Genomic DNA, 13,262 nt, shown 5'->3' on the forward strand with positions numbered 1-13,262 from the left:
GTTATCTATCTGCGGAAGTATCTTGTGCTGATGCAGATTCAATTGTCTTACTTTTGGCGGCCCAGTACGTCGCCAAGGCGGGTCCAGAAATGTTATGCCATAGGCTGAAAATAGCACTTGGAACCGCAGTGATGGGAGACGCGGCAAAATGGGTCGCAGCCAACGCTACCCCTAAACCAGAATTCTGCATTCCCACTTCAATCGAAACCGCGCGACAATCGATTTCTGCCAGTTTCAATATTCGGCTTGCCCAATAACCCAATAAGTAGCCCATTCCATTGTGTAAAGCCACAAGACCCAAAATCATTAACCCGGATTCCAGAATCTGGGTTTTACTGCCAGCAATAATGGCCGCCACAATTGCGACAATGGCAATCACCGAAATTACTGGCATTACTTGGATATAGCCTTCTACCTTGGTTTTTAGAAGGGCACGGACAATCAAACCTAAAATGATTGGAAACAGCACCACTTGTAGAATCGAAATCAGCATAGATAAGGCATTAATTTCAATCCATTGGCTGGCCAGCAGATAAAAAATTGCCGGAGTCAAAAGCGGTGCCAATAAAGTTGATACCGAAGTACACGCCACAGACAAGGCCGTATTGCCTTTGGCCATATAGGTAATCACATTAGATGCCGTGCCACCTGGACAGCAGCCCACCAGAATCACACCAATCGCAATTTCAGCCGGAAGCTGGAATAGCTGACAGAGCAAAAAGGCTAACCCTGGCATCACCATAAACTGAGCCACGACCCCAATCGCAACGGCCTTGGGACTTTGCAAGATACTTTTAAAATCACCTGGCGTCATGGTCATGCCCATGCCGAACATGATCAGACCCAGCATCCAGGGAATATAGGCGCGTAACCAGACAAAAAGATCCGGCAGCATCAAGGCAATGGCTGAAAACAGAATGACCCATAGAGCAAAGGTCTTTTGGACAAACTGGCTAAATTGAAGAAGTGCTGACATGGGAAAATCCAAGTGTCATGAAAAAGAAATCAAGGCATCTGTGGATGCCTCAAAGTAAACAAACCATTGCATAATGGCAAATGGCCCTAATCGCCTTAAGTCAGCGCTTAGGCAGCATTAATAATATCTTTCAGATAAATCCGTTTTACACCCTGTGCCAGCATGTCCTGCCAGGCATGTTGTAGCGAACCGTTCAGGTCTATACCTTTGGTGGCATCCGCAATGACATAGGCCTTAAAGCCGAGTTTGCAGGCATCCATCGCAGTCCAGGCCACACAAAAATCAGTCGCGATACCCACGATGAATACGGTATCAATACCGCGCTCACGTAAATAGCCGGCCAGACCAGTACTGGTTTTCTGATCAGCTTCCATAAAGGCGGAGTAACTGTCGATATTTTGATGAAAGCCTTTACGGATAATCAGTTGGGCTTGCGGAAGGTTCAGCTCCGGATGGAATTCGGCATCCTCAGTCCCTTGTACACAATGACTCGGCCAGAGGACTTGAGAACCATAATCCAGCTGAATGGTGTCATAGGCTGCTTGGGCAGGATGATTGTCTGCAAAGGAGATATGCTCTGCCGGATGCCAATCCTGAGTCAGTACAATATTCTGAAAGTATTGCCCCAACCGGTTGATATTCGGAATAATCTGATCGGCATTGGTCACAGCCAGATTTCCACCTGGGGTAAATCCTTTTTGTACATCCACCACAATCAGCGCCGCATTTTGCATCATTTTCATCCCTTGAAATCTGAGTTTGCATCCAAGCATAGCTTAAAACTAAAGAAAATTTTTAGCCCTTTAGGTAAAAATAGAATGACTCTGCATTCTGATAAAACGCATGATGAGTTAACTGTAAAAGCTATTGCTCTCCAAAACATAGAAAGAATTTGTCTTAAGCTGAACTGATACTGGAAAATAAAAAGCCTGCATCAGTGCAGGCTTTTCGGATATTCATCTTTTTATTTTTAAACCTTGGTACGGCTGACCAGGAGTAGCATACATACCGCAGAGATTACGATACATGGAATCGCTGCCGAGATCACCCCTGCTGCACCGAAGCCTGCTGTCAGTAGCTGACCCGCAATTGCAGGGCCAAGCATGGCGCCGATACGGCCAACTGCGGAAGCAACACCTACCCCTGTACCACGTACTTCAGTTGGGTAAACGATACTACCGAAGGCATAGAGTACACCCTGACAGCCAATCACAAAGGCACCTGCCAGTGCTGCGGCCATGTACATTTGCTCAAGTGAGCTTGCACCGTTCAACGCTAATAGACCCGCCAGGATACCGCCATACATCAACAGGATCACATACGCTTTTTTCAGGCGATCCGTCAGCATACCCAAAATCACAGTACCAATCGTTGCAGTCACCATAAAGTAGAACTGTGCAGTTGAACCATCTTTACGGGTGAAGCCCAGTTCCATGAACAATGATGGCAACCAGCTCAACATAATGTACACCACCATCAGGGTGAAGAAGTAGCTGACCCAGATGCAAAGCGTACGAAGCAAGTTGTCAGAGTTAAACAGATCCTTGAATGAACCCTGAGGAGATGCTGCACGTTCTGCGGCTGTCTTGTTTTGTGTCTTTAAGTATTCTTTAGATTCAGGCAGACACAACATCATCAGTGGAATCACAATGATGGGTAATAAACCACCTAAGTAAAAAACATTTTTCCAGTTTGCACCGAATTCAGTTGCTGCGATTAAAGACAAGATTGCTGCACCGACTGGCATACCACAGTACATCAGGCCCACGGCACGTCCACGGTTTTGTGGAGCCACGGCTTCAGAAGCCAGCGTGATTAAGATTGGCATTGCACCGCCAAGACCCGCACCCGCCAGAAAACGAACTGCCAGCAAACTGTGGAAACTGTTCACCCACACGGTACATAAGGTAAATAGTGCAAAAATTGCGGTTGACCAGATTAAAACTTTCTTACGACCAATACGGTCCGCGAATCGACCACCGACCAGTGCACCAGGCAATAAGCCCAGAATCCCTGCACTAAAAAACACACCCAATTGTGAGCTATCAAGACCAAAGTGCTCACGAATACCAGCAGCGGCAATCCCGGCAGCCTGAATATCCAGGCCTTCAATCACAGCGATCAGAAAGCAGATCCCTACCGTGATGATCGCGTGCTTATTGTCTGATTTTTCCATTGGAATATCCTTGTTCAATCAGCGTTCAAAAGAGAGGCCATCATCTATGAGCCGCTAAAGAGAATTAACTACCAATAAGTTGAACAATTTGCTCGGATATACTGAAAAATCCAGAAAATTGATGACCTTAAGATGCTGTTCGATAAAGTCAAAAAAGCAATTAATGAGAAGTATTAAAATCCCAGTATTTTTGGATTTAGACTTATACATCAAACTCGGAAATTCAACAGTGAGAAAAATTCGGGGCCGATCACTAATACGAAAAAAAGATTAGTTCAGGCATTTTTGCTTTTTATTCATCATAAATGAGGTTTATTATTCGATATATTTTAGCTCTTAATTCATCGAATATAAATATTAATACTCCCCTAAAACGCCATAAAAGCATGTTTTCTAAATCTATTTAATTCACTTAAGTGACTTATTCTTTGTAATTTTTCCTAAAAAAATGAATTTATTACTCTCCATACTGCTGGAGGATAAAGGATGATTTGGACAGCAAAAAATTATAACGATTAAAACTTGATTGTTGCCTGGGGGCTTTGTATAAAGAATTCAGTGGCTTTTACTAAAGCATATTGTTCTTATGCGTTTGATCAGTCATAATTTGCATAAGCAATATTCAATTCAGTGCAAATCTATTGAATTTGCTACAAATCAAAATACAAACCCATCCCAAATATGTTTTCTCATTCTCTTCGGATGGACAAATAGGATAGTTTTTTAAAATGACTCAGCAAGCACAGACCATTCAGGGTTCCATTGTCGCAATCGTCACCCCCATGTTTGAAGATGGCAGCGTAGATTGGAAGGGTCTCGAGAAGCTGGTTGAGTGGCATATTACAGAAGGCACCAACAGCATTGTCGCGGTTGGTACCACTGGTGAAGCATCAACGCTCAGCATGAGCGAGCACACCCAAGTGATCAAAGAAATCATTCGTGTTGCTAACAAACGTATTCCTATCATTGCCGGTACAGGCGCAAACTCGACTCGTGAAGCAATCGAGCTGACTCAGGAAGCCAAAGAACTTGGCGCTGATGCTGCCCTGCTGGTTACTCCTTACTACAACAAACCGACTCAGGAAGGCCTATATCAGCATTATAAAGCCATTGCTGAAGCGGTTGACCTACCTCAAATTCTTTATAACGTTCCAGGTCGTACTGGCGTGGATATGGCCAACGAAACCGTGATCCGTCTGGCAGATATTCCACAAATCGTAGGCATTAAAGATGCAACAGGTGATGTAGCCCGTGGTGCTGCCCTGATTGAAGGTCTGGCAGGCAAAAACATGACTGTTTACTCAGGTGATGATGCAACTGCCTATGAGTTAATGGGTCATGGTGCCAAAGGCAATATCTCTGTGACTGCCAACGTTGCACCAAAGGTCATGAGTGAAGTATGTGCTGCTGCCATTGCAGGCGATGCGGTACGTGCTGAAGAGCTGAATGCTCAGGTTGCAAATTTACACAATATTCTATTTTGCGAATCAAACCCAATTCCTGTGAAATGGGCTCTCCATGATATGGGCTTAATTGGTACAGGTATTCGCCTTCCATTAACACCACTTGCAGAACAATATCGCGCTCCGCTTCATGAGGCACTTGTAGAAGCGAGCGTCATTAAATAAAGAGCAACGATTATGCAATTACGTTTAGGACTTACCCTGGCACTTTCAGTATTCAGTTTAGCAGGTTGTAGTTCAATGGCCTTTAAAAACGGTACCTTGGACTATAAAGAAACAACCACGCTGCAACCATTACAATATCCTGAAGGGTCAATGGTTCGTCCTGCAACGCCTTTGTACCCTGCTCCGACAGTGGATCCGCTTGCCCTGGAAAATGCACCAAAGCTTGAAAATCAGCGTGGTAACCGCTTTGCGATGCCACGCCCTACTGCACAGCCAGTAAATTCAACTCAAGCAGATGAAACTCAAGAAAATTTTTCAGGAAAGCCGCAATTAGTCACTGACGGAAATCAAAATCCACTGCTCAAAATTGATGGAAATGCTGCTACAATATGGCAATACACTCTTGCCACGCTTAGCAGCCTTAACCATTCTATCGTTGGTCAAAATAAAGATCGTTATGAAGTAACGATTCAGGTTGATCAGCAAACCTATGTTTTAAGACTCTCTCCCGCAGGTTCGAGTAACACCCTGGCTGTGTTTAATCCCGATAACAGTTTTGCCGACCGCGAAAAAGCAGCAGAACTGTTAAACCAGATTTACCAAAATTGGCCAGCCTAGACATTTTCTAGGCATTTTTTTTTGTAGAAGGTTCCCTCATGTTAAAACAAACCTTGCTCTATACTGGTAAAGCGAAATCTGTCTATACCACGGACAGTGAAGACCACCTGATTTTAGTTTTTCGTGACGATGCGTCCGCATTCAATGGCGAAAAAATCGAACAACTGGATCGTAAAGGTAAGGTGAATAACCGTTTTAACGCCTTCATCATGGAAAAGCTGGCTGCTGCTGGTATTGAAACTCATTTTGAGAAACTGCTGACACCGACTGAGGTGCTGGTGAAAAAACTTAAAATGATTCCAGTAGAATGTGTGGTACGTAACTATGCTGCGGGTTCTTTATGCCGTCGTCTGGGTGTAGAAGAAGGTAAAGAATTAACTCCTCCTACATTCGAATTGTTCTTCAAGGATGACGCGCTAGGCGATCCAATGGTGAACGAATCTCAAGCGATTGCTTTAGGTTGGGCGACTGCTGAACAACTGGCAAAAATGAAAGAACTGACTTACCAAGTGAACGATGTGCTTAAAGCATTATTCGAAGCGGGTAATATGCTTCTAGTTGACTTTAAACTTGAATTTGGTGTGTTCCACGACCGTATCGTACTGGGTGACGAATTCTCTCCAGACGGTTGCCGTCTATGGGATAAAGACACCAAGAAAAAACTGGATAAAGACCGTTTCCGTCAAGGCCTAGGCGGCGTGGTTGAAGCGTACGAAGAAGTTGCAGCACGTTTAGGTATCAATCTTGAAGATATCTAAGCACTAATAGTGCTTCAAAGAACCGGGTTAATAGCCCGGTTTTTTATTGTCTAATCTTATGATCGAAAAAATGAATTTTATTAATAAAAATGATCGTTTTTACATTATTCAATGCATGCCTTAATATTACTGCATCCCAGCAACATCCCCAGCAGATGCAATCCATCTGATGTTGCTGACCAGATTTATACCCTTACCCTCTAGGATGTATCTCCCCCAAGACATCCTATTTCAGCCCAATTCTCCTTGAATTGGGCTTTTTTTGCTTATTGCTGCTGTTGTTCCTGCTGCCAGCGACGTTGTTGCAGACGTTCGCCTTCTACTTCACGCTTATTACGTGCGGATTCGTACAGCTTGGTGCCTTTCAGCTCAGGCGGCAGGTAATCTTGCAGGACAAAATGTTCCGGATAGTTGTGCGGATACAGATAATTTACCCCATAGCCCTGCTCTTTCATCATTTTGGTCGGTGCATTACGTAGATGTAAAGGCACTGGCAAATTGGCCGTTTTTTCAGCCAGATCCATCGCCTTGTTAATCGCCAGATAGGTACTATTACTTTTGGCACTAGTCGCCAGGTAAACCGCACATTGTCCCAGAATAATCCGGCATTCCGGCATGCCAATCGCTTGAACTGAGCGGAAGCATTCGCCCGCCAGCAACAAGGCATTCGGATTGGAATTGCCAATATCTTCTGATGCCGCAATCAGCATACGGCGGGCAATAAAGACCGGATCTTCACCACCTTTGAGCATACGCGCCATCCAGTACAGGGCAGCATCCGGATCACTGCCACGAATCGACTTGATGAAGGCCGAAACCAGATCATAGTGCTGTTCGCCAGATTTGTCATAACGGGCAATATTCTGCTGTGCGACTTTGACCACAATCGCATTGGTAATGATATTTTCCTGGTCAGCCTCAAAGGTACTGGCAATCAGATCCAGCAAATTGAGGGCCTTACGCGCATCCCCAGCGGCAAACTGCAATAAGGCGTCAAATTCTTCAATCTGGATATAGCGTTCCTGCAGAAATTTGTCAGTCTGAATCGCCTGAGTCAGTAAAGTCTGAATCGCTTCATCACTCAGCGCATTTAAGGTATAGACCTGACAACGTGACAGCAAGGCACTATTGACTTCAAAAGATGGATTTTCCGTCGTCGCACCAATCAAGGTAATTTTGCCTTTTTCGACGGCATTCAGCAGTGCATCCTGCTGGGATTTATTAAAACGGTGAATCTCGTCAATAAACACCACGGGCGTCAGCAGATCACCACTTTCTGCAATAACTTCACGCAACTCCTTCACACCAGTATTAAGTGCAGACAGGCTGATAAATGGCCGGTCCACCGCTTGGGCAAGTAGCAAGGCAATTGTGGTTTTACCTACTCCAGGTGGCCCCCAGAAGATAATCGATGGTAAATGCCCTTGGTCAATCATTTGACGTAGAGGTGCATTCTCTCCAAGCAAGTGATCCTGCCCGATAATTTCTGTAAGGTCGCGAGGCCGCAAGCGTTCTGGAAGCGGGATATGACTGTCTGACATCTTATTATTGGCTCAAATTAAATTCTGCTTTCATTCTAACACCGGTAGTTTTGATTCCAATATTTCAAACATTTATGAGAAAAATTTAATTTATGTAAGAAAGCTCTATTTTTTTTACAATGAATGGATTAATCTTATGAAAAGTAGATAAATAGAACATGATTAATTACAGGTGAATAACCTTGTAAATTTCACATTGTCTCATATTAATTAGAATGGACTTGAGCAACTGATTGGATGCTCTTTGGGTGGTATCGGTGGGGATGCATGAAGCATAATAAATCTAGACGAACAACTGCAGAATGCGCTGAGTCGCTTATTTCAACCTCGATACAATCTTCTAATGAGCAACAGGCAAAATTCAGATTATTACAGGACCTAATCAATGATGTGCCACATCCACTCTGGGTGCTGGGCAAAGATAATATTGAATATTTTAATCAGGCACTTTCGGATTATTTAGGCACCAATTTAAGTAAATATGGTCCTAAAGAATGGCAAAGCCTGATTCATCCAGATGATCAACCAGCGTTTTCTAAGCAATGGCATGCTGCCCTGAATCAGCAACAAGGCTTTAATACCCAGTGCCGGATTAAATCGGCTGATTCCAGCTACCGTATGTGTGCCTTGGCTATTAAGTTTCAGCATACCGCTGAACATCTGCTGCAATGGTCGGTATCACTGACGGACATCCATGAATATTTTGAGATTCAGCAACAACTGTCTCAGGTCATTTCTACCCAGAAAAACATGCTGGATGCCAGTGTCGACTGTATTAAAGTGATGTCTCCACAAGGCGAGATCCGTCATATCAATCAGTCAGCCTGTCATAAGTTAGGGATTGATCCTGAACAGCAGCCTGCCCCGCATTCATGGTTAAGCCTGTTACCAGCCGAGGTTAAAAAGACCGGACAGCGCGCTTTAAAACAGGCTGCTCAAGGCTTAAATAGCCGTTTTGTAGAAAAAGCTCAGACGGATAATGAGAACCCAGAATATTGGGATCATTTGCTGACTCCGGTATTGGACGAAAATAATATTCCCCAAAATATTCTGTGTGTTTCACGTAATATCAGTCAGCAAAAAATAGCCGAAAGCCGTTTAAAAGCCGTAATTCAGCGTGATGAGCTGACCGGACTGTATAACCGCAATGCCTTTTATAAGACCTTTAAACAGGTGCTGCTAAAAGCCAAGCAACAGCAAATGATGGTTGGCCTGCTCCTGATCGATCTGGACTATTTCCGGCATATCAATGACACCCTGAGTCATATTGCTGGAGATCATCTGCTACATGTCTTGGGCAAGCGTTTTCAGGCCTGTTTTGGCTCCAACAATATAGTCGTTGCCCGTCTCGGTGGAGATGAGTTTGCCATTCTGGTCAAAAACTTGGAAAACGAAGCCCAGCTGATTAATACCGCACAACTGGCCTATGCTCAACTAGAACAACCAGTGAGTTATGTCGGCCATCGTATGAGTATCGGCATGAGTATTGGTTGTACCGTTTATCCGCGTGATGCCCAGAATAGCTCTAACCTGCTGAAATGTGCCGATATTGCCCTGAATGATCTGAAAAATAGTGGTCGTGGCGGGATTCGCATGTTTAATCAGGAGATGTTCAGATCACTGGAAAACATGACCAAACAACTGACGCTGGCACGCAAGATTATTCATGCGGATCAGATTATTCCTTATTATCAGCCTAAGGTTCGCCTCTCCGATGGTGAGGTGATTGGTTTCGAAGCCTTGCTGCGCTGGCAGGATCAGCAGCATCAGATCCAGTTACCCTCTCATATTTTTTCAGCTTTCCAGGACTATGATCTGGCTTCGCGCATCAGTGAAACCATGCAGCTGAAAGTCTTTGAGGATATGAGCCGCTGGCAGGCCGAAGGTCTGGATATTCTGCCAATTTCAATCAATGCAGCTCCAGTTGAATTCCTGCGCGATGACTATGCTGAGAAATTTCTGGCTCGTCTGTCCCGATTCGATATTCCTGCGCATAAGGTTGAGCTGGAAATTACCGAGCAGAGCTTGTCTGAAGGCGGAGCCAATTATGTGATCCGGGCACTGAACCTGCTGAAAAAACATGGAATTCATATTTCTCTGGATGACTTCGGTACCGGTCATTCTTCCCTGACCCGTTTGCAGGAATATCCGGTCGACTGCATCAAGATTGATCGCAACTTTGTAGAACGCATGAACAATGATCCGTCTGCGCTGGCCATTGTCAAAGCCATTACCCAGATTGGTTCCAGTATTTCTCTGGATGTACTGGTCGAAGGTATTGAAAATACCGAACAGCTAGACACATTGATCAATTGTGATTGCCAGATCGGACAAGGTTTTTATTTTTATCGTCCTATGTCCGGGTCTTCAGCACAGCAACTGCTACAACAGGCAGCTTAATTTTTTTATTTAATCATTTGACGGGGTTGGATTGCGCTAATCATTAGCGCACCCAGCGCACGATATATTCATCAATTTCATCTTCATCAATATCGACTTCACTTAAGCAGCGACCAGCAGCGGATTTTTTGGCCTGAATCACGCTTTGTCGTGAACCCGTCTTCAGATAATGCCAGGATGGCAGGCTTTTCCCTTCAGCAACTCGGCGATAAGCACAGCTTGAGGGTAACCAGTGAATAGTGTCCAGTTTCTCAGGTGTCAGCTGGATACAATCCGGCACATATTGCAGCCGGTTCGGATAATCCGAACAGCGGGCAGTTTTGCAGTCCAGTAATTTGCAAGCCACTTTGGTATAGGCGACTTCGTGGGTGTCTTCATCTTCCAGCTTGATCAGGCAGCAAAGCCCACAACCGTCACAAAGCGCTTCCCATTCTTCTGGCGTCAGCTCAGTGAGACTATATTTTTTCCAGAAGTATGGACGTAAGGCATCAGACATAATCAAAACGGCTATGGTAAAAATCAGCTTATTATACCAAGTCTCAACAAAGGAAATGTAGGGACGTGAATCTTATTAATATCACGTAAACTATTGTTAAATCAGAGACAGTACATCAACAAAACACTAACAGTGCCCAAAATCGAATATTCCTATACTGGATTTGAGAATAAAAACACATGGAGAATTGATATGTTTCGCTGGGCTATTATTTTTGCTGTGATTGCCTTGATTGCCAGTCTACTTGGTTTCGGTGGAGTAGCAGGCTTATCTAAGGATTTCGCAATTATCTTATTGGTGATTGCCGTTATTCTTGCCATTGTTGGTTTCCTTTCTCGCGGCAAGGTCTAGCGACTGAGTTCTGCTTAAGGAAAAGTTTCCTACAGAAAAAACAAGAGCCATTTGGCTCTTGTTTTTTTATGCGCCCAAAATGAATTACGGTTTGATATGGCGTGGTCTGAAACCAGCAGCGACCAATGCGGCCAAATACGCCACGACTCCTACCACACATAAAATCAGCACTTCCAGTACACGCATCCACTGTGATACATCACCATTGTACCAGCTCAGTGCATAGGCCAAGGCTGCAATCATCACCACATTGGCAAACATGAATTGCATAAAGATTTTTTTCCAGTGTGCGCCAAAACGGAAAATATTGCGTTGATGCAGATAGAAATACAGCAGACCTGCATTGACCATGGCTGAACCGGTTGAAGCCAGTGCCAGTGCCATATGCTCCGCTTCCCAATGAATCAGCTTAAAGAAACCAATAAAGATCACGTTCAGAATCGCATTGGCTGCCACGGCCATTAAACCGACGCGTACCGGTGTACGGGTATCCTGCTGGGCATAGAAGCCGGGAGCAAAGACTTTAATCAGCATAAAGGCAATCACACCACCACTCATACATTGCAGTGCCAAGGCAGTCATCTGGGTATCTTCAAAGGTAAACTGTCCACGTTCAAACAATGCCTGAATAATCGGTGTTGACAGCATGAACAAGGCAATACTGGCTGGCAAACCCACCAGTACGATGACTTTCGCTGCCCAATCCATCATATCGCGGAATTTTTCCGGATTCTTTTCCGTATGCTGTGTGGATAAGGACGGCAGAATCACGGTACCGATTGCGACACCGATCAGACCCAATGGCAACTCAGTCATCCGTTCAGCACTATATAGCCAGGACACTGAACCGTCCTGCATAAAAGAGGCCCAAACCGTATTCAGTAACAGGTTGATCTGTGTGACAGATACACCAAACAGAGCCGGTAGCATCAGTTTCATGATGCGATCCACCCCTTCATGCTTGAAGTCTACTTTCGGTGGAATCAGCAGGTTTTTACGCCATAACTCTGGAATCTGGATCGCCAGCTGTAAAATCCCGGCAATGACGACAGCCCAGCCTAGCGCCATAATCGGCTCTGCCATAAAAGGGGTTAGCCAGAGCGCACCGGCAATCATGGCAATATTCAATAAAACTGGAGCAAAGGCTGGCGTACTGAAAGAGCCATAACTGTTCAGAATACTGCTGGCAAAAGCCGTCAATGACATAAACAGTAGGTATGGAATGGTCAGACGGAACATGTCTGTGGCCAGCGCAAACTTTGCTTCATCGCCATGGAACCCAGGCGCATAGATATACATGATCACCGGTGCGGCAATGATGGCAATCATGGTCAGGGTGGTCATGAAGGTGGCTAGGCAGCCAAAGACCCGGCTGATCAGGATCTGCACTTCAGCATGGGTACGGCTGGTTTTATATTCGGTCAGTACCGGAATAAAGGCTTGGGAGAATGCCCCTTCTGCAAACAGCCGTCTGAAAAAGTTTGGAATACGAAATGCCACCACGAAGGTATCGAAATCTTTACCGGCACCGAATACATTCAGTAAAACCACATCCCGGACCAATCCCAGAACCCGCGACAACATGGTCATCGCACTGACAATTACGGTCGAACGCCAAAGCGCCATCCTATTCACCTAATAATTAATTTGGGCCTATTGTAATGAAACTTGCAAAAGAAGTTCATTGCTTAATCACATGACTTCCTGAAGGGTCATGGGTTCTTATAATGTTGTAACTGGGCACGAAAAGCACACCAGTCAAAATATGGTCCCGGATCGGTTTTACGTCCCGGTGCAATGTCCGAATGTCCGGCAATATGCTGTTGCATTTTTGGATAATAGTCTTGTAAACAGGCGGTGACTTTGACCAAGGCATCATATTGTGCCTGTTCAAACGGCAGGTCATCACTGCCTTCCAGTTCAATCCCGATGGAATAATCATTACATTCTTTTTTGGCCAGATAGCTGGAACGACCTGCATGCCAGGCTCGGTCATTGAAATTCACAAACTGCAGCACTTCACCAGAACGCAAAATCAGCAGATGCGCCGACACCTGCATGCCTTCAATAGTCCGAAAATACGGATGCACTGACCACTCCAGCTGATTCTGAAAAAACTGTTCAATATAGCCACCACCAAACTGTGACGGCGGCAGACTGATGTTATGGATCACCAGTAACTGGATGTCGGTATGTTCAGGCCGCTGATTAAAATTTGGAGAAGGGATCTGGCGCGCCCCGAGCAATTGCCCGTCCCGGATTTGAAACTCAGCTGCCTGTTGCATAAAACTGTCCTGTACAAAAATAAAATCTGCAAT

General features: G+C 44.8%; 12 protein-coding genes. 5 read left to right on the plus strand and 7 right to left on the minus strand.

Annotation, left to right across the window (positions count from 1 at the left end; all coding sequences use genetic code 11):
* Position 1 precedes the first annotated feature (1 nt).
* The 3 genes from FTU19_RS04395 to mhpT form a co-directional block, all read right to left on the minus strand.
* Positions 2-976, minus strand: a complete 975-nt coding sequence (locus FTU19_RS04395; RefSeq protein WP_166137546.1) for a bile acid:sodium symporter family protein — start codon at positions 974-976, stop codon at positions 2-4.
* A gap of 107 nt (positions 977-1,083) precedes the next feature.
* Complete coding sequence (gene pncA / locus FTU19_RS04400; protein ID WP_159124185.1) at positions 1,084-1,713, minus strand: bifunctional nicotinamidase/pyrazinamidase; 630 nt, start codon at positions 1,711-1,713, stop codon at positions 1,084-1,086.
* A 233-nt stretch (positions 1,714-1,946) separates the two neighbouring features.
* Positions 1,947-3,152: a 3-(3-hydroxy-phenyl)propionate transporter MhpT gene (mhpT, locus tag FTU19_RS04405; protein ID WP_179991897.1), complete on the minus strand. Its 1,206-nt coding sequence runs from the start codon at positions 3,150-3,152 to the stop codon at positions 1,947-1,949.
* Positions 3,153-3,880: 728 nt separating this feature from the next.
* Between mhpT and dapA the strand changes: the two genes are divergently transcribed.
* Genes dapA through purC form a run of 3 tightly spaced genes read left to right on the plus strand, consistent with a single transcriptional unit; the run spans position 3,881 to position 6,156 of the window.
* Positions 3,881-4,780, plus strand: coding sequence for a 4-hydroxy-tetrahydrodipicolinate synthase (gene dapA, locus FTU19_RS04410; protein WP_180130207.1), 900 nt, complete (start codon positions 3,881-3,883; stop codon positions 4,778-4,780).
* 12 nt (positions 4,781-4,792) lie between these two features.
* Positions 4,793-5,398 (plus strand): lipoprotein-34 precursor (NlpB), encoded by a 606-nt coding sequence (locus FTU19_RS04415; protein WP_034703997.1) that lies wholly within the window; start codon positions 4,793-4,795, stop codon positions 5,396-5,398.
* A 38-nt stretch (positions 5,399-5,436) separates the two neighbouring features.
* Complete coding sequence (gene purC, locus FTU19_RS04420) at positions 5,437-6,156, plus strand: phosphoribosylaminoimidazolesuccinocarboxamide synthase (protein WP_004781395.1); 720 nt, start codon at positions 5,437-5,439, stop codon at positions 6,154-6,156.
* A 266-nt stretch (positions 6,157-6,422) separates the two neighbouring features.
* On the opposite strand, the gene FTU19_RS04425 is transcribed toward purC, so the two are convergent.
* Positions 6,423-7,697 carry a replication-associated recombination protein A gene (locus FTU19_RS04425; protein ID WP_166137552.1) on the minus strand — a complete coding sequence of 425 codons (1,275 nt, stop codon included), beginning with the start codon at positions 7,695-7,697 and terminating at the stop codon, positions 6,423-6,425.
* Positions 7,698-7,964: 267 nt separating this feature from the next.
* Between FTU19_RS04425 and FTU19_RS04430 the strand changes: the two genes are divergently transcribed.
* Complete coding sequence (locus FTU19_RS04430) at positions 7,965-10,097, plus strand: bifunctional diguanylate cyclase/phosphodiesterase (protein ID WP_180130209.1); 2,133 nt, start codon at positions 7,965-7,967, stop codon at positions 10,095-10,097.
* A gap of 43 nt (positions 10,098-10,140) precedes the next feature.
* On the opposite strand, the gene FTU19_RS04435 is transcribed toward FTU19_RS04430, so the two are convergent.
* Positions 10,141-10,593: a YcgN family cysteine cluster protein gene (locus tag FTU19_RS04435; protein WP_004781392.1), complete on the minus strand. Its 453-nt coding sequence runs from the start codon at positions 10,591-10,593 to the stop codon at positions 10,141-10,143.
* A 192-nt stretch (positions 10,594-10,785) separates the two neighbouring features.
* On the opposite strand from FTU19_RS04435, the gene FTU19_RS04440 reads away from it, so the two are divergent.
* Entirely contained in the window at positions 10,786-10,944 is a 159-nt protein-coding gene (locus tag FTU19_RS04440; RefSeq protein ID WP_004647174.1) for a DUF1328 domain-containing protein, read from the plus strand.
* 84 nt (positions 10,945-11,028) lie between these two features.
* Here FTU19_RS04440 and murJ read toward each other — a convergent pair whose 3' ends face one another.
* Complete coding sequence (gene murJ / locus FTU19_RS04445) at positions 11,029-12,579, minus strand: murein biosynthesis integral membrane protein MurJ (protein WP_171505608.1); 1,551 nt, start codon at positions 12,577-12,579, stop codon at positions 11,029-11,031.
* 77 nt (positions 12,580-12,656) lie between these two features.
* Positions 12,657-13,229, minus strand: coding sequence for a 1,6-anhydro-N-acetylmuramyl-L-alanine amidase AmpD (ampD, locus tag FTU19_RS04450; RefSeq protein ID WP_180011118.1), 573 nt, complete (start codon positions 13,227-13,229; stop codon positions 12,657-12,659).
* Between the last annotated feature and the right edge of the window lie 33 nt (positions 13,230-13,262).

Origin of the sequence: Acinetobacter sp. YH12072 (genome assembly GCF_013419565.1) — a bacterium.
Classification (GTDB): domain Bacteria; phylum Pseudomonadota; class Gammaproteobacteria; order Pseudomonadales; family Moraxellaceae; genus Acinetobacter.